This is a genomic window from Streptomyces sp. TOM-9, from assembly GCF_056858595.1.
In genome coordinates this window covers 8,150,676-8,167,552 of record NZ_JBXEQB010000001.1, presented here as the reverse complement: position 1 = coordinate 8,167,552, position 16,877 = coordinate 8,150,676, and the positions used below count along the sequence as shown (strand labels likewise).

The 16,877-nt window shown below is 73.3% G+C and carries 15 protein-coding genes; 11 read left to right on the top strand and 4 right to left on the bottom strand.

Annotation, left to right across the window (positions count from 1 at the left end; translation table 11 throughout):
* Positions 1–102 precede the first annotated feature (102 nt).
* Together AC1VWI_RS37580 and AC1VWI_RS37575 are read left to right on the top strand one after the other, a co-directional pair.
* On the top strand, positions 103–1,449 hold the full coding sequence (locus AC1VWI_RS37580; protein WP_499515499.1) for an FAD-dependent oxidoreductase: 1,347 nt from the start codon (positions 103–105) through the stop codon (positions 1,447–1,449).
* Positions 1,450–1,559: 110 nt separating this feature from the next.
* Positions 1,560–2,972, top strand: a complete 1,413-nt coding sequence (locus AC1VWI_RS37575) for a nucleobase:cation symporter-2 family protein (RefSeq protein WP_499515498.1) — start codon at positions 1,560–1,562, stop codon at positions 2,970–2,972.
* On the opposite strand, the gene AC1VWI_RS37570 is transcribed toward AC1VWI_RS37575, so the two are convergent.
* On the bottom strand, positions 2,874–3,269 hold the full coding sequence (locus tag AC1VWI_RS37570) for an ArsR/SmtB family transcription factor (RefSeq protein ID WP_499515497.1): 396 nt from the start codon (positions 3,267–3,269) through the stop codon (positions 2,874–2,876). The genes AC1VWI_RS37575 and AC1VWI_RS37570 overlap by 99 nt on opposite strands.
* A gap of 238 nt (positions 3,270–3,507) precedes the next feature.
* On the opposite strand from AC1VWI_RS37570, the gene AC1VWI_RS37565 reads away from it, so the two are divergent.
* The 4 genes from AC1VWI_RS37565 to AC1VWI_RS37550 all read left to right on the top strand — a co-directional run bounded on the left by AC1VWI_RS37565 (position 3,508) and on the right by AC1VWI_RS37550 (position 7,169).
* Complete coding sequence (locus AC1VWI_RS37565) at positions 3,508–4,593, top strand: sialidase family protein (RefSeq protein ID WP_499515496.1); 1,086 nt, start codon at positions 3,508–3,510, stop codon at positions 4,591–4,593.
* A 31-nt stretch (positions 4,594–4,624) separates the two neighbouring features.
* Entirely contained in the window at positions 4,625–5,302 is a 678-nt protein-coding gene (locus AC1VWI_RS37560; protein WP_499515495.1) for a uracil-DNA glycosylase, read from the top strand.
* A 25-nt stretch (positions 5,303–5,327) separates the two neighbouring features.
* Positions 5,328–6,167, top strand: coding sequence for an LURP-one-related family protein (locus tag AC1VWI_RS37555; protein WP_499515494.1), 840 nt, complete (start codon positions 5,328–5,330; stop codon positions 6,165–6,167).
* A gap of 126 nt (positions 6,168–6,293) precedes the next feature.
* Entirely contained in the window at positions 6,294–7,169 is an 876-nt protein-coding gene (locus AC1VWI_RS37550) for a sirohydrochlorin chelatase (RefSeq protein ID WP_499515493.1), read from the top strand.
* A gap of 91 nt (positions 7,170–7,260) precedes the next feature.
* Here AC1VWI_RS37550 and AC1VWI_RS37545 read toward each other — a convergent pair whose 3' ends face one another.
* From AC1VWI_RS37545 to AC1VWI_RS37535, 3 genes are all read right to left on the bottom strand, one after another.
* Positions 7,261–8,298: a lactonase family protein gene (locus tag AC1VWI_RS37545; protein WP_499515492.1), complete on the bottom strand. Its 1,038-nt coding sequence runs from the start codon at positions 8,296–8,298 to the stop codon at positions 7,261–7,263.
* 78 nt (positions 8,299–8,376) lie between these two features.
* A complete protein-coding gene (locus AC1VWI_RS37540; RefSeq protein WP_499517007.1) occupies positions 8,377–9,642 on the bottom strand; it encodes a nitric oxide synthase oxygenase in 1,266 nt (421 codons plus the stop codon).
* 382 nt (positions 9,643–10,024) lie between these two features.
* A complete protein-coding gene (locus tag AC1VWI_RS37535) occupies positions 10,025–11,542 on the bottom strand; it encodes an FUSC family protein (RefSeq protein WP_499515491.1) in 1,518 nt (505 codons plus the stop codon).
* A gap of 369 nt (positions 11,543–11,911) precedes the next feature.
* Between AC1VWI_RS37535 and AC1VWI_RS37530 the strand changes: the two genes are divergently transcribed.
* The 5 genes from AC1VWI_RS37530 to AC1VWI_RS37510 are packed head-to-tail and all read left to right on the top strand — an operon-like array spanning position 11,912 to position 16,825.
* The gene (locus AC1VWI_RS37530) at positions 11,912–12,439 is read left to right on the top strand and encodes a (2Fe-2S)-binding protein (protein ID WP_499515490.1); all 528 of its coding nucleotides are present in this window, start codon (positions 11,912–11,914) and stop codon (positions 12,437–12,439) included.
* Positions 12,426–13,415, top strand: coding sequence for an FAD binding domain-containing protein (locus AC1VWI_RS37525; protein ID WP_499515489.1), 990 nt, complete (start codon positions 12,426–12,428; stop codon positions 13,413–13,415). The genes AC1VWI_RS37530 and AC1VWI_RS37525 overlap by 14 nt, the downstream gene beginning before the upstream one ends.
* Positions 13,412–15,619 (top strand): xanthine dehydrogenase family protein molybdopterin-binding subunit, encoded by a 2,208-nt coding sequence (locus AC1VWI_RS37520; protein ID WP_499515488.1) that lies wholly within the window; start codon positions 13,412–13,414, stop codon positions 15,617–15,619. Before AC1VWI_RS37525 ends, AC1VWI_RS37520 begins: the two co-directional genes overlap by 4 nt.
* Before the next feature lie 20 nt (positions 15,620–15,639).
* Positions 15,640–16,128, top strand: coding sequence for an Lrp/AsnC family transcriptional regulator (locus tag AC1VWI_RS37515; RefSeq protein WP_499515487.1), 489 nt, complete (start codon positions 15,640–15,642; stop codon positions 16,126–16,128).
* Positions 16,129–16,153: 25 nt separating this feature from the next.
* Complete coding sequence (locus AC1VWI_RS37510) at positions 16,154–16,825, top strand: HAD family hydrolase (RefSeq protein ID WP_499515486.1); 672 nt, start codon at positions 16,154–16,156, stop codon at positions 16,823–16,825.
* Positions 16,826–16,877: the final 52 nt, after the last annotated feature.

The window sequence follows — 16,877 nt, the reverse complement described above, 5'->3', positions numbered from 1 at the left end:
GGTCACTCGGTGCGATGCTGGACGTGGCCGCCCGTCCCGCCCGTTCCGGGCGGCACACGGGCCGCCGAGGTGAACCCAACCCTCGCCGAAGGGGAGGCGCCCGTGCTGCGTGTGGCAGTCGTCGGATCAGGTCCCAGCGGGGTGTACACGGCCGAGGCGCTGACCCGCCAGGAGTCGGTGCCGGACGTCGCGGTCGACGTGCTCGACCGGCTCCCCTGCCCGTACGGCCTGGTCCGGTACGGGGTGGCCCCCGACCACGAGAAGATCAAGTCCCTGCAGGGCACGTTGCGGCGCGTCCTGGAGGACCCCCGGATCCGCTTCCTGGGCAATGTGACCGTCGGCGGTCCGGGGCTGTCCCCGCAAGCGCTGCTGGAGCTGTACCACGCGGTGGTGTACTGCGTCGGCGCCGCGACCGACCGCCGCCTCGGGGTGCCCGGGGAGGACCTGCCGGGCAGTTGCGCGGCCACCCACTTCGTCTCCTGGTACAGCGCCCATCCCGACGAGGCTCCCGACGGCTTCCCGCTGCACGCCCGCTCCGCGGTCGTCATCGGGGTCGGCAACGTGGCCGTCGACGTGGCGCGCATCCTGGCCCGCGGAGCCGAGGAGCTGCGGCACACCGATGTGCCCGAGGGGGTGCTGCGGGCCCTGGCGGACAGCCACGTCACGGACGTGCACATGGTGGGGCGGCGCGGGCCCTCGCAGGCGAAGTTCACCACCAAGGAGCTGCGCGAGCTCGGCGACCTGCCCGACGCGGACGTGCTCGTACGTCCCGGGGAGCTGGCGCTCGACCCGGCGTACGCCGATCCGCAGGGGCTCGTGCCGGTCGCCCGGCGCAATGTGGAGGTGCTGCGCGGCTGGGCCTCCCGGCCCGCGGCGGGCCGGCGCCGCCGCATCCATCTGCGGTTCTTCCTGCGGCCGGTGGCGGTGCTCGGCGAGGACGGGGTGACCGGGGTGCGGTTCGAGCGGACCGTGCCGGACGGGCAGGGCGGGGTGCGCGGCACGGGCGTCCTCGAGGACATCGACGCCGGACTGGTGCTGCGGTCGGTCGGTTACCGCGGCGTGCCCCTGGACGGGCTGCCGTTCGACGACCGGCTCGGCATCGTGCCCAACGCGGAGGGCCGGGTGCTGCGCGGCGGCGCCCCCTCGCCCGGCGAGTACGTCGCCGGCTGGATCAAGCGCGGGCCGACCGGCGTGATCGGCACCAACCGGCCCTGCGCCAAGCAGACGGCGGCGGCCCTGGTCACCGACGCGCGGGAGCTGCTGGCCCGGCGCACCGCGGACGCCGAACCGCTCGACGGCCTGCGGGCACTGGGGCAGGACCCCGTGGAGTGGACCGGGTGGGAGGCCATCGAGGCCGCCGAGGCGGCGCTGGGGCGGTCGCTCGACCGCGCGACCGTGAAGATTGCCGACTGGGAGGGGCTGTTGGCGGCCGCGCGCCCCACGGGGTGAGATCCGCGGGAAACACCTCCGCAATCAACAAACTGTTTACGCTCACTGGTGTCCCGGGCAACTACTTCGTCGTTCCACCGCTCACCCGCGCCGCGTTCGAGGAGCTGCCCATGGCGACGCCGCCGCACCGTCCCGCCGTCCATCCCGTCGACGAGGTCCTGCCCGCGGTCCAGCTCGGGGCGTTCGGGCTCCAGCACGTGCTGGCGATGTACGCGGGCGCGGTCGCCGTGCCGCTCATCGTCGGCGGCGCGCTGAAGCTGCCACCCGCCGACCTCGCCTACCTGATCACGGCGGACCTGTTGGTGTGCGGCATCGCCACGCTGCTGCAGTGCGTGGGCTGGTGGCGGTTCGGCGTGCGGCTGCCCATCATGCAGGGCTGCACCTTCGCGGCGGTCGCGCCCATGGTGCTGATCGGCCAGGACGGCGGACTGCCCGCGATCTACGGTGCCGTCATCGCCTCGGGAGTGGCGATGGTCCTGCTGGCGCCGGTCTTCGGGCGGCTGCTGCGGTTCTTCCCGCCCCTGGTCACCGGCACCGTGATCCTGGTCATCGGGCTCACCCTGCTGCCGGTGGCCGGCAACTGGGCGGCGGGCGGGGTCGGTTCGCCCGACTTCGGGGCGCCGCGGAACATCGGCCTCGCGGCCGCCGTGCTCCTGGCCGTCCTGCTGGTCCAGCGCTTCGCGCCCCCTGCCCTCGCGCGCGTCGCGGTCCTGGCGGGCATCGTGCTGGGCACCCTGGCGTCCGTTCCGCTGGGCTTCACCGACTTCGGCGCGGTCGGCGGCGCCGACTGGGTGGGGATCAGCACGCCGTTCCACTTCGGCACGCCCGACTTCCAGGGCGCGGCGATCGCCTCCATGCTCGTCGTGGCCCTCGTGACGATGACCGAGACGACCGGCGACATCATCGCCGTGGGCGAGCTGACCGGCCGTCACGTGGAACCACGGCGGCTCGCGGACGGGCTGCGCGCCGACGGGGTGTCCACCGTGCTCGGTGGGGTCTTCAACACCTTCCCGTACACCGCCTACGCGCAGAACGTCGGCCTCGTGGGGATGACCCGGGTGCGCAGCCGCTGGGTGGTGGCGACCGCGGGCGGCATCCTCGTTCTGCTGGGGCTGCTGCCCAAGCTGGGGGCGGTGGTCGCGGCGATCCCGGCGCCGGTGCTGGGCGGGGCGGGCCTGGTGATGTTCGGGACGGTGGCGGCGAGCGGGGTGCGGACCCTGTCCACCGTCGACTTCCACGGCAACGGCAATCTGACCGTGGTGGCGGTGTCGGTCGCGGTCGGACTGCTGCCGGTCGGCGTCCCGACGGTCTACGACGCCTTCCCCGACTGGTTCCAGACGGTGATGGACAGCGGGATCAGCGCTGGGTGCATCACCGCGATCGCGCTGAACCTGCTCTTCAACCACCTGCCCGGCGGCTCCGGTTCAGGCGCGGACGACCCCGGCGGTCCCGCCGAGCCGCCCGTCCTGCCGGTCGGCGGCGGCGAGGACGGTGTCCAGAAGCCCGGGGAAGAGCGCCTCTAGGTCCGCGCGGCGCAGCGCGTTCATCTTGGAGGTGCCCCGGTAGGTCTGGCTGATCACCCCGGCCTCGCGCAGCACCCGGAAGTGATGGGTGCAGGTGGACTTGCTGACCGGCAACTCGACCTCGGAGCACGCCGCCTCCGTTCCCCGCGCCGCCAGCGTCCGCACCACGCGCAGGCGCATGGGATCGGAGAACGCGTGCAGGACGGCCTCCAGGCGGATGTCCGCGCGGTCCGGGTGCTCGCACACCCTCCCGCCGGGGACGGGGGCGGCCGCGGTGAGGGGCTGCTGCGGGGTCATGCACCTATATTACGAGAATTCTCGTAGTTCGACCGCTGTCGTACCAGCTCTCCGCCCAGGGCCGGCGGTGACGCAAATCCCTTTCACCGCATGGCCGTTCGCCGACGCGGCCACCGCGCGCCGGGTCCGGTGCGGCACGCTTCGGCGGGGAGGAGGCGCGCCGCGGCCCCCGTTGTCGGTGGGGCGGTGCAGAATCTGTGATGCAGAACACATTCCCGTAGCTCGGAGATGGTGCGTCATGGATGACGTCGTACTCGCGATCGGCACACGCAAGGGACTGTTCCTGGGACGGCGGAGCGGCGCCGGGACGTGGGAGCTGACCGGCCCGCACTTCCCCATGCAGGCGGTGTACTCGGTGGGCATCGACACGCGCCGGGCCGTGCCCCGGCTGCTGGTCGGCGCGGACAGCTCGCACTGGGGGCCGTCGGTCTTCCGCTCCGACGACCTCGGACACAGCTGGGAGGAGCCGGCCAGGCCCGCGGTGCGGTTCCCCAAGGACACGGACGCCTCGCTGGAGCGCGTCTGGCAGATCCAGCCCGCCGGCGCCGGCGCCCCGGACCTGGTGTGGGCCGGCACGGAGCCGGGCGCGCTCTTCCGCTCGGACGACGGCGGGGTGACCTTCGAGTTCGTGCGGAGCCTGTGGGAGCACCCGCAGCGGGAGCTGTGGGGTGCCGGATTCGGCGGTCAGGCCGTGCACACGGTGCTCACCGATCCGCGCGACGCCGACGTGGTGATCGCGGCCGTCTCCTCCGGCGGGGTCTACCGCTCAGCGGACGGCGGCGCGAGCTGGGAGGCGTCCAACACCGGGATCAAGGCGGAGTTCCTGCCCGACCCGTACCCGGAGTTCGGCCAGTGCGTGCACAAGATCGACCGGGACGCCGAGGACCCGGACCGGCTGTACCTGCAGAACCACGGCGGGGTCTACCGCAGCGACGACGCCGGCGCGAACTGGACGGAGATCGGCAAGGGCCTGCCCGCGGACTTCGGCTTCGCCGTCGCCGCGCACCCCCGCCGCGGCGGTGTCGCGTACGTCTCCCCGGTCAACGACGGCAGCGACCGCTACCAGCCGGACTACCGCTGCCGGGTCTACCGCACCGAGGACGCCGGCGCCTCGTGGACGGCCCTGTCCGCCGGGCTGCCCACGGAGGAGCACTACGGCGTGGTCCTGCGCGACGGGCTGCGCACCGACGACGCGGACCCGGTCGGCGTGTACTTCGGCAACCGCAACGGCGAGGTGTACGCCAGCGCCGACGAGGGCGACACCTGGCAGCTGGTCGCCTCGCACCTGCCCGACGTGCTGTGCGTGAGGGCGGCCGTGGTCTGAGTGTCGGTGTGAGCCACTAGAGTGACTCACCGTGGCAGCACGACCGTTGAACGAAATCGTCGAAGAAGGCTGGGCCAAGGCGCTGGAGCCGGTCGCCGGGAAGATCGCCGAAATGGGCGACTTCCTGCGCGCCGAGATCGCCGCGGGCCGCACCTACCTGCCGTCGGGGGCGAACGTGCTGCGCGCGTTCCAGCAGCCCTTCGACGACGTCCGGGTGCTGATCGTGGGCCAGGACCCGTATCCCACCCCGGGGCACGCCGTCGGGCTGTCGTTCTCGGTGGCCCCGGAGGTGCGGCCGCTGCCCGGCAGCCTGCAGAACATCTACCGGGAGCTGAACACCGACCTCGGTCTGCCCCAGCCCTCCAACGGCGACCTGACCCCCTGGACGCGGCAGGGCGTCCTGCTGCTCAACAGGGCGCTCACCACCACGCCGCGCAAGCCCGGAGGTCACCGCGGCAAGGGCTGGGAGGCGGTCACCGAGCAGGCCATCCGCGCGCTCGCCGCGCGCGGCAAGCCCCTGGTGTCCATCCTGTGGGGCTCCGACGCGCGCAAACTGCGCCCGCTGCTGGGGAACCTGCCGGCCGTGGAGTCCGCCCACCCCTCCCCCATGTCGGCCGACCGCGGCTTCTTCGGCTCACGTCCGTTCAGCCGGGCCAACGACCTCTTGGTACGGCAGGGCACGAATCCGGTGGACTGGCAGCTGCCCTGACGGAGGCAGCCGTTAGTCTGCCCGGGTGACGACGCATTCGAACACCCCGGCGGGCTGGTACCCGGACCCGCACGGCACGCAGAACCTGCTGCGCTACTGGGACGGGTCCCAGTGGACGGAGCACACCCACGCGGGCGGCGCGCAGGTCCCGCCGCAGCCCAAGGACAACCCCTGGGAGCTGGGCGTCGACGGCGGTCCCGACCCGTCGCGCATCCAGCGCCAGGTGCAGCAGCAGGCCGGCGTGGCCCCCACCGGTCCGGGTGGGGGCACGCTCTTCAGCGAGCCCGTCCTGGTGGTCAACCAGAAGGCCAAGCTCATCGAGCTGAGCAACGAGTACAGCGTCTTCGACCAGCAGGGGCGCCAGCTCGGCTCGGTGCTCCAGGTCGGCCAGAGCACCGCGCGGAAGGTGCTGCGCTTCGTCGCGAGCGTCGACCAGTTCATGTCGGTGCGCCTGGAGGTACGCGACGCCCACGGGCAGCCCCAGCTGCTGCTGACCCGGCCCGCGAAGTTCATCAAGTCCAAGGTGATCGTGCAGCGCGCCGACGGCATGACGCTCGGCGAGATCGTACAGCAGAACGCCATCGGGAAGATCAACTTCTCCTTCGAGGTCAACGGCCAGAAGATCGGCGCCATCAAGGCCGAGAACTGGCGTGCCTGGAACTTCTCCATCGTCGACCACACCGACACCGAGGTCGCCCGGATCACCAAGACGTGGGAGGGCCTGGCGAAGACGATGTTCACCACGGCCGACAACTACGTGCTGCAGATCCACCGGCAGCTGCCGGACCCCCTGCTGAGCATGGTCGTCGCCTCCGCGCTCACCGTGGACACCGCCCTCAAGCAGGACTCGCGCGGACTCGGCTGACCATGGCACGCATACGGTGCCGGGGTGCGCGGACCCGGCACCGTATCGGGACAGAACCGGACAGGTAACCCCTGCGATGGACCCGCCCGAACAACAGAGCGCGCAAAGGCACTAGCATGCCTCGCCATGAGCACTGCCGAAGGGCCCGCACCCGGCCTGCCCGTTCGAATGCCCCGCCCCCGCCAGCCCGGGCGGCACCGGCGCCCGGAGCCGCTGACCACGCCCGAGGGCGCCCCCGCGCTGGTCCTCGCCGTGCCCGGCACCCCGTCCTCCGCGATACGCAGTCTCGCGGAGGAGATCGTCAGCATCGCCCGCATCGAGCTCTCCGGTCTCGACCCGCGCATCGGCTACGTCGACGGCGACGGCGAGGAGTACCCGACGCTCGAGTCCGTGGTGGCCCAGGCCGCCGCCGAGCGCGGCGACCAGGCCCCCGCGGCCGTCGTGGTCCCGCTGCTGGCCGGTCCCGAGCCGTCGGTGATGCGCCGGATCCGCCAGGCAGTGGCGGACAGCCGCTCCGCGGCCGAGGTGACCGACGTGCTCGGCCCTCACCCGCTGCTGGCCGAGGCGCTGCACGTGCGCCTCTCCGAGGCCGGACTGGCCCGCGCCGACCGCGCCCGCCTGTTCACGGTGGCCACGGCCGCCGACGGCATCATCCTGGCCACCGTCGGTGGCGAGGAGGCCGTCCAGGCGGCGGGTGTCACGGGTCTGCTGCTGGCCGCACGCCTCGCGGTGCCGGTGCTGGCCGCCGCGCTGGACATCGAGGGCTCGGTCGCCCAGACCGCCGAGCAGCTGCGCTCGTCCGGCTCGACGACCCTGGCGCTCGCGCCGTACGTGGTCGGTCCCGAGGTCGCCCCCGAGGTGCTGCACGACGCCGCCAAGGAGGCCGACTGCTCCGCGGCCGACGCGTTGGGTCCCTACCCGACCATCGGCAAGCTGGTCGTCTCCACGTACACCACGGCCCTGGGCATCGCCCAGTCGTCGCAGGGTGCTCCGCTGAGCTGAACCCGCGGGCCGTCGACGACAACGGCGTGGTGGTCCACCCCCGATCCCGGGGGCGGACCACCACGCCGTTGCGCGTACGGGGAAGCCGCCGTCAGCCGAAGACCACGCAGGACGCGGCCGGGACGGCCACCGAGCCGGCGAGCTTGGGAGTGCCGGTGACGGGGTCCACGTCGAACCAGCTGACGTCGCCGGAGCGCTCGTTGGCCGCGTAGAGCCGCTTCCCGGAGGGGTCGAGGGTCAGGTGGCGCGGCCAGTCGCCGCCGCAGTCCACCGTCTCCAGCAGCTCCAGCCGGTCACCGCTGTCGTCGACGGACAGCACGGCGATGCTGTTGTGCCCTCGGTTGGCGGCCCAGGCGAACCTGCCGTCGGGCGAGACGACCAGCTCGGAGGGGTAGTTCGGGCCGGCGGTGTCCGCGGGCAGCACGGAGACCTCGGCGACGGGCTTCAGACGGCCCACCTCCGGGTCCCAGTGACAGACCGTCACCACGGACTCCAGCTCGTTCATGACGTAGGCGCGGTCGCCGCGCGGGTGGAAGGTGAGGTGCCGCGGTCCGGTGCCGGAGCGCAGCCCCATCTCGCGTTCCACCTCCAGCTCCCCGCTGTCCGGGTCGAGTTCGCAGACGCGCACGGAGTCCGTGCCCAGGTCCACGCTCAGCACCCAGCGCCCGGAGGGGTCGGGCAGCACCATGTGGGCGTGCGGGCCCTCCTGCCGCTCCGGGTCGGGGCCGTCGCCCTCGTGCTCCAAGACGTGGCGCGGCCCGCCGAGCGCGCCACGGTCGTCGACCGGCAGCACGCTGACGGTGCCGGAGGCGTAGTTGGCGGTGAGCAGGTGTCCCCGGTGCAGGCACAGATGGGTGGGCGCGCCGCCGCCCACCGGCACCGTGGCGCCCAGCGGTTCGGGGCGGGCGGGGTCGCCCAGCGAGAACGCGGCCGCGCCGCCGGCCTCGGCGTGCTCACTGACGGCGTAGAGCAGGCCGCTGTCCTCGGAGAGCACCAGGAAGGAGGGGTCCTCCACCGCGGAGTCGGCGCGCAGCACCGTCAGCGCTCCCGAATCGGGGTCGACGGCGGCGGTGGTCAGCCCTTTGCCGCCCGCCGAGGTGAACGACCCGATGTAAACGTGCCCGGCCACTGCCGTACCTCTTCCGCTGATTGTCTGTACGGCGGCTGAGAGTAACGCAGTGGCCGGAAACCGATCCCGTTGCCCCCGTCACACCAGCGTCTCGCCGCGGGCGAGGGCGAGCGACTCGGGGTGGTGGACGTAAGCGGGGGTCAGGTCGCCGGTGTCGTAGTAGCGGTGGAAGACGCCGGTGGCCGAGCCGGAGATCGGCGGCACGATCCACGACCAGTCGGCGGGCACGGGACGGCCCTTGCGCTCCTCCCGTTCGATGTGGGCGAGGAAGCGCCGGGATTCGGTGTGGTGGTCGGTGATGGTGACGCCGACGCGGTCGAAGGAGTGCAGCACGGCCCGGTTGAGCTCGACCAGGGCCCGGTCGCGCCACAGCGAGCGGTCGCTGCCGGTGTCCAGGCCGAGGCGGTCGGCGAAGCGCGGCAGGAGGTCGTAGCGGTCGGTGTCGGCGAAGTTGCGGGCGCCTATCTCGGTGCCCATGTACCAGCCGTTGAAGGGCGCGGCCGGGTAGCAGACGCCGCCGATCTCCAGGCACATGGAGGAGATCGCCGGGACGGCGTGCCAGCGCAGCCCCCACTCCGCGAGCCAGTCGAACTCCGGGTGCGCGATGGGCACCTCCAGGACCGCGTCGGCCGGCAGCGGGAAGTGGCGCGGCGGTTCGGCTCCACCCTGCACGACCAGCGGCAGGACGTCGAAGGGCGTGCCGGGGCCGCCGGACCAGCCGAGCCGCCGGGCCACCTCGGTGATGCCGGTGTTGCCGGGGTCGCCGAGCACTCCGCCGTCGGGCCGGGGGTAGCCGGCGTAGCGGATGAGCTGGTCGTTCCAGATCCGCGGGCCGGGGCGGTCCGGCGCGTCCGGGGCGAAGACGGTGATGACCGGGCGGATCCGCCCGCCGTTGGCCGCGACCCTCAGGTGGGCGGCGGCCTCCAGGGCCACCCCGCGCGCGGTGGCGACGTGGCGGCGGTCGCGGACCTGCAGGGAGTTCCAGTACAGGCGCCCTATGCAGCGGTTGCTGTTGCGCCAGGCGACGCGCGCGCCGAAGACGAGCTCCTCGTGGGTGTGCCGGTAGGTGCCCGTCGCGTCGATCTCGGCGAGCACCGCGGCGAGCCGCTGCTGCGGGTCGCCGGCGGCGCCGGGCAGCTCGTGGTGGTACTGCCGCAGGAAGTCCGTGGCCAGCGCGCGGACGTCCACGTCCTTGTGCAGGACGGCCGGAGCGGCGCCCTGGCCGGCCGCGCCGTCGACGGGGCAGGAGGCCGCCGCGTCCTCGGGACGCCGCGCCTCGGCGTCCTCTTCCGCCGCCTGCGGGTGTCCGGCCGGACACCCGGCCAGCGGCTCCGGGCCGTCCATCCGCGCGTGCTCCGCCGGGGGCGGCACGCGGCCCGGCCCGGTACGCCGTTCGTCCTTCCCCCCGGTACGGCGCAGAAATCTCAGCACACCTGGCACCCCCAAGACCGCCCTGCGCGAACCGTTTGCCCCACGGTCCGCGGATACGGCACGAGACTGGATTCGGTCTCACCGCTTGTCCGGAGTCAGTCATCCTGGCACGCCGCGCCGAACAGGGCTCAGAATCAGGTGAATTGACACATCACGACGCAGGTTGGACACAATCCGGTCACCTGGCGACCGTGACCGGTCCCGATCCGCCCGGGGGCGCACACGAACCCGGCACGCACGCCCGGCGCCGCCGATGAGCCTGCGCGCGGCAGGGGCGCGCCCCTGCCGCGCGTGCTCAGACGGGCTCCCCGGTCCGCGCGGGACGCACGGGGGCGCCGAGGGGGGCGGCCAGGCCGCTGAGGGCCGTCTCGAGGCTGCGCAGGTGCTCCAGGGCCCGGTCGGCGTGCGGGTGCGGGCCCGCGGCGTCCCCGGTGGCCGTTCCGGGCGCCGGGGCGCCGCTCCCGGCCGTACCCGGGGGCACCAGGCGCCGGACGGCGATCTCGACCCGGTGGCAGGCCGCCGTGAGGCGCTCGTCGTGGCAGGCGTACGGGTCGGCCACGACCTCCGCGAGGCCGCGGACCTGACGGGCGCACTCGTCGAGCAGGGCGAGGACGGTACGGGCCCGGGCCTTGCGGTGCCGCATCGGGCTGAGCGGGTGCACCAGCGGGGCGACGGCGGCCCGCACCCGTTCCAGGAGGACGTCGAGTTCCGCCACGTGGCGGGCCAGGTCGTCGCCCGGGCCGCCGGCGAGGTGACGCGCGGCCTCGCCGGTGAAGTCGTGGACCGCGTGCAGCGCCCGGCGGATCCAGGCGTCGGTCGCCGCGTGCGTGGTCACCGGCAGCACCACCAGGACCGCGACGGCCGCGCCCAGGGCGCCGACGGCGGTCTCCCCCAACCGCAGCCCCAGCAGCCCGGGGTGGAGGATGCCGAGCAGGCCGTAGAGCAGCCCCGCCATCACCGTCACGAAGAACATCATCCAGCTGTACGAGACCGGGGCGGTGTAGAAGATCCCGAAGACGCAGACGGCGACCAGCGCGGCGGTCGGCGCGGGCGCCCCGTGCAGCGGGAGCGCCACCGCGAGCCCGGCGACGATGCCGGTGACGGTGCCCAGGACGCGGCGGAAGCCCCGCACGAGGGTCTCGCCCCGCGAGGCGGTGTTCACGAAGATCCACCAGGCGGTGCCGACCGCCCAGTACCAGCGGTCCTCGGACAGCGCCTGCCCCACCGCCACCGCGATCCCGCCCGCGAGCACCGCCTGGAACGCCTGCCGGGTCGTCGGACGGCGCAGCCCCCGGGGCTGGGGCAGGACGACGGCGGGCGCCGGGACGGCCCCCCGCTCGTAGCACCACAGGCCGAAGCGCACGAGGGCCGCGCAGCCCAGCCCCAGGCCCACGGCCCCGTACAGCTCCGGCAGCAGTCCCGGACCGGCCCGGAGGAACTGGGCGATGAAGAACATCATGAACGCGAAGACGCCCAGGGCGTGGCCGCGCGCCCCCCAGCGCCGGGCGTAGACCCCGGCGAAGACCACCGCGAGAAAGGCCGCGTCCCGTGCGCCCGGGTACGGATGCAGCCAGGCGGCCAGCGCGAGGACGGGGAAGCCCACCACGGGCATCAGCGCGGTCGTCGCGGCCTGCCGGGCCGGGCCGGGGTCGGCGACGACGAACAGCGCCAGCAGCGCGGCCAGACCCCCGACCACGACGGCGGGCAGCGGCAGCCCGGCCGCCGCCACGGCGGCGACCGCCCCCGCGATGCCCAGGACCGCGCGTGAGGCGCTGCGCAGCCGCGCGCGCCCCGGGTCCGGTGCGATGAACATGCGCCTCACCACGTGCCCGCCCTGCCCCCTCGTTCGTGCCGCGGTGCGTGTCCGCGCATGGAAAAGGCGCTGCGGGGCCTCGTACCTCCCGCAACGCCAGCGTCGCCCCCAGGAAAACATCCTCAGGGCCCTTGGCTCAAGCGAGCCCCGTTCCACTGGGCCATTGGCCCGGCCGTCGATCGCGCGGCCAGGGCGGGGCCGGACCACTGGCCCATGCCGAAACGCCCATTCGGCGTATATTGAGGTGAAAGGCGGACGTATTGACGCGAAAAGTCGATCCCGCCTTTTAACGGCGCCTGACGAACCAACTCACCGGATCCGCCCCAGGAGGGGCTCGAGTCGTACCCGACCCGTCCGGAGGAGGACGCGATGAGGGACGTGGCGAGCGAGCGGGACGTGGACCGTCCCGGAACCATCGAGCGGGTCGTGACACTCGACGTCAACGGCCGGTCGTACACCCTTCGCCTGGACACCCGGGTCACGCTGCTGGACGCGCTGCGGGACCGGCTGGGCCTGACGGGCACGAAGAAGGGCTGTGACCAGGGAGCCTGCGGCGCGTGCACGGTCCATCTCGACGGCAGGAGAGTACTGTCCTGCCTGACACTGGCCGCCCAGGCCGAGGGCCGGGCGATCACCACCATCGAGGGCGTCGGCGGCGCGGACGGACCGCACCCGGTGCAGCGGGCCTTCATGGACCACGACGGCTTCCAGTGCGGCTTCTGCACCCCCGGCCAGATCATGTCCGCGGTGGCGCTGATGGCCGAGGGCAGGACCGGCTCCGACGAGGAGATCCGGGAGTTCATGAGCGGCAACCTGTGCCGCTGCGGCGCCTATCCCAACATGGTGGCCGCGATCCGCGAGGCGGCGTCCGGGGGAGGTTACGATGCGCACCTTTGAGTACGTGCGGGCGACCGACACCCAGGAGGTCGTGCGGCTGCTGGCGGAGGACCCGTCGGCTTCCTGCCTCGCGGGCGGCACGACCCAGCTGGACCTGATGAAGGACGGGGTCCTGGAGCCGCCGACGCTGATCGACATCACCCGGCTCCCGCTGCACGGCATCGAGCGGCGCGGCGAGTCGCTCCACGTCGGGGCGCTGGCCACGATGGAGGAGCTGGCCGCCGACGCCACGGTCGCCGAGCGGCTGCCCGTGGTGCGCGAGGCCCTCCTGATGGGCGCCTCGGTGCAGCTGCGGAACATGGCCACCATCGGCGGCAACCTGCTGCAGCGCACCCGCTGCCGCTACTTCCGCGACCCCATGGTGCTCGAGTGCAACAAGCGCGCACCGGGTACGGGCTGCGCGGCCGTGCAAGGCGCGGCCAGGATGCACGCGGTGCTCGGCGTGAACGAGAACTGCATCGCGCTGCACGCCTCCGACCTCGCCGTCGCCCTGGTGGCGCTCGACGCGGTCGTGCACGTCCAGGGGCTGTCGGGCCGGCGCAGCGTCCCCCTCACGGAGTTCTACGTCACGGCCGACGAGAGTCCGGAACGGGAGAACGTCCTGGAGCACGCCGAGCTGATCACCGAGGTCGAGATCCCGCTCCCGCCGCCGTCCGCCCGCTCGGGTTACCTCAAGGTCCGCGACCGGGTGTCGTACGAGTTCGCCCTGACCTCCGCCGCGGTGGTGCTCGTCGTGGAGGACGGCACGATCCGTCAGGCCCGCGTCGGGCTGGGCGGGGTGGGCTCGAAACCCTGGCGGGCCTACGAGGCCGAGCACGTCCTGACGGGCGCTCCGGCCACGTCGGCGACCTTCCTGGACGCGTCCGAGGCGACGATGCGCGACGCCTGGACCGTGCCCGGCACGGCGTTCAAGGTGCCGCTGGCCCGCCGGACCCTCGTCCGCGAGCTGCAGACAGTGTCAGGAGTGACGGCATGAGCACGGTCGAGAGCAGGCCGTTGGTCGGTGCGGGCGTCAACCGGGTCGACGGACCGCGCAAGGTCACCGGCGCCGCCCCCTACCCGATGGACTTCAACGTCCACGGCCAGGCCTACGGCGCCCTGGTGCAGAGCACCATCGCCGCGGGCCGGATCGTCCGCATGGACACCGAGGAGGCCGAACGCTCGCCCGGTGTGATCGCGGTGCTCACCCACGAGAACGCCCCGCAGGTCGGCACCGGCCCCACGACGGTGCTCGGCCAGTCGCCGCCCGCTCCGCTGCGCAACGACCGGATCATGCACCACGGGCAGCACATCGCCTTCGTGGTGGCCGAGACGCCGGAGCAGGCCGCCGCCGCGGCGCGGCTGGTGCACGCCGAGTACGAGGCCGGTGAGCCGCTGCTGGACCTGCAGGACCCGAGGGCGCAGCATGTGGTCGACCCGTGGAAGATGGACCACTCGCGCGGCGACGTGGCCGCCGCCCTGGAGGCCGCCGACGTCATCGTGCGCGGCACCTACCTCACGGCGGACAACACCAACAACCCGCTCGGGCTGTTCGCCACGCTGGCCGTGTGGGAGGAGGACACCCTCACCGTCCACGACACCAGCCAGTGGCCGTCCATGGTGCGCACCACCTTGTCCATGGTCTTCGGCATCCCCGAGAGTTCGGTACGGGTGCTGGTGCCCTATGTCGGCGGCGGCTTCGGCGCCGGGCTGCGGGCGTGGCCGCACGTGATCCTCACCGCCATGGCCGCACGGTCGACCAAGCGCCCGGTCAAGCTCGTGCTGACCCGGCCGCAGATGTTCACCTCCGTGGGGCACCGTCCCAGCGGTGTGCAGTGGCTCAGCATGGGCGCCACGCGCGACGGCGACCTGGTCGCCCTCGACCACCGCAGCCTCAGCTCGCTGAGCATGGAGGACAACGACTTCGAGCCGTTCTCCCACGGGACCTCGTTCGCCTACCGGTGCCCGAACGTGATCACCCGGGACCAGCAGGCCAAGCTCAACATCGCCGTACCGACGTCGATGCGCGCCCCGGCCGAGGCGCAGGGCAGCTTCGCGCTGGAGTCGGCCCTCGACGAATTGGCGTACACCCTGCGCATCGACCCGTTGGAGCTGCGGATCCGCAACCACACCGAGGTCGACCCGCGCAACGGGCTGCCCTGGTCCGGGAAGGCGATCCTGGAGTGCTACGAGGCCGGCGCGCGGCGCTTCGGCTGGGCCGACCGGAACCCGGAGCCGCGGTCCATGCGCGACGGCAACTGGCTCGTCGGCTACGGCATGGCGAGCGCGATGTTCCCGTACTTCGCGACGCCGTGCATGGCCGAGGCGACCGTCAACCGCGACGGCAGCGCGTTCGTGCGCAGCGCGGCGACCGACATCGGCACCGGCACGTACACCGTGATGGCCCAGCTGTCCGCCGAGGAACTGGGCCTGCCCCTGGAGAGGGTCCGCTTCGACCTCGGCGACTCCGACATGCCCGACTCGATGATGGCGGGCGGCTCCGGCCTGACCGGCGCGCTCGGCAACGCCGTTCACGACGCCTGCCGCAAACTCGTGGGCCTGTTCGCGGACCTCGCGCGCGGGGACGCCGACTCCCCACTGCTGGGCGCCTCCCCCGAGGACGTCGAGGCCTCCGGCGGCAGGGTGCACCTGGTGGGCCGCCCGGACCGCGGGGAGTCCTACGCGGACATCCTCTCCCGGCACGGGCTGCCCCAGCTGACGGCGACCGGGAGCAGCACGCCTCCGGACTCCGCTGCCATAGGCATGTCCATGGCCGGGGCCTACGGCGCGAAGTTCGTGGAGGTACGCGTCGACGCCGACCTCGGCGTCGTCCGGGTCGCCCGGGTGGTGTCCGCGATCGACGGCGGCCGCATCCTCAACGAGAAGACCGCCAGGAGCCAGATCATCGGCGGGACGGTCGGCGGGATCGGCATGGCCCTGTTCGAGGACACGGTCACCGACCCGCGCACCGGCCGCATCGCCAACGCGACCTTCGCCGACTACCTCGTCGCCGTGAACGCCGACATCCCGGAGCTGGACGTGCTCTTCGTCGGTGAGCCCGACCGCGGCACACCGACCGGCACCAAGGGCGTCGGCGAGGTCGGCCTGGTCGGCATCGCACCCGCCATCGCCAACGCCGTGTACCACGCCACCGGAAAGCGCCTCCGCGAACTGCCGATCACCATCGACGCCCTCCTCTGAGCGGCGCGAGGCAGCGTCCCGTGCCCGCCGACGAGCTGGACGCCCGCATCCTGGCGCTGCTGCTGGAACAGCCGCGCACCAGCGTCCGCGAGTACGCCCGCATCCTGGGTGTGGCGCGCGGGACCCTGCAGGCGCGGCTCGACCGGCTGGAACGGGACGGGGTGATCACCGGGTACGGCCCGCGCCTGTCGCCCGAGGCCCTGGGGTACCGGGTGCTGGCCTTCGTCCACCTGGAGGTGACCCAGGGCCATCTGGACGCCACGGGCGCGGCCCTGGCCGCCGTACCCGAGATCATCGAGGCGTTCTCGATCACCGGGGGCGGCGACCTCCTCACCCGGGTGGTCGCCCGGGACGCCGCGCACCTGGAGGACGTGATCCAGCGTCTGGTCCAGGTGCCGGGTGTGGTCCGCACCCGCACCGAGGTCGCGCTGCGCGAGCGGGTGCCGCAGCGGATGCTGCCGCTGGTCCGGGAGGTCGGCCGGGACGCCGCAGCCGGGCGCACGCCGTGATCGCCGGCTTGGCATGCTGGGAGGCATGACGCTCCCCGCGGTGATATTCGACCTCGACGGCACCCTCGTGGACAGCGAGCCCAACTACTTCGAGGCGGGCCGCCGGCTGCTGTCCGCGCACGGCGTGGACGACTTCACCTGGGAGCAGCACCGGCGCTTCATCGGCATCGGCACCAAGGAGACGCTGGAGACCCTCCGCGAGGAGTACGGCCTGTCGGCCTCCGTCCAGGAGCTGCTGGACGGCAAGAACCGGCTCTACCTGGAGCTGGCCCGCGGGGCCACCGACGTGTTCCCGCGGATGCGCGCGTTCGTCGAGCTGCTGGCGAAGGCCGGGCACCCCATGGCGGTGGCCTCGGGTTCGTCGCGCGAGGCGATCCGGGCGGTGCTGGCGGGCACCGGGCTGGACGCCCTGCTGACGACCGTGGTCTCGGCGGAGGAGGTCGGCCGGGGCAAGCCCGCCCCGGACGTGTTCCTGGAGGCGGCGGCCCGGCTCGACGTGGACCCGGCGGACTGCGTGGTCGTCGAGGACGCGCCACCTGGCGCGGAGGCGGCGCACCGGGCGGGCATGCGCTGCGTCGCCGTCCCCTACCTGCCCGCGCAGACCGACGACCCCGCCTTCGCGACGGCCGGCCTGCTGGTGCGCGGAGGGCAGGACGCCTTCGACGCCCGGGCGGTCATGGACTGGCTGACGGGCTGACGGGCGGGCGGCCCGACGCGCAGGAGGCGCGGACGGCGCGGACGGCGCGGGA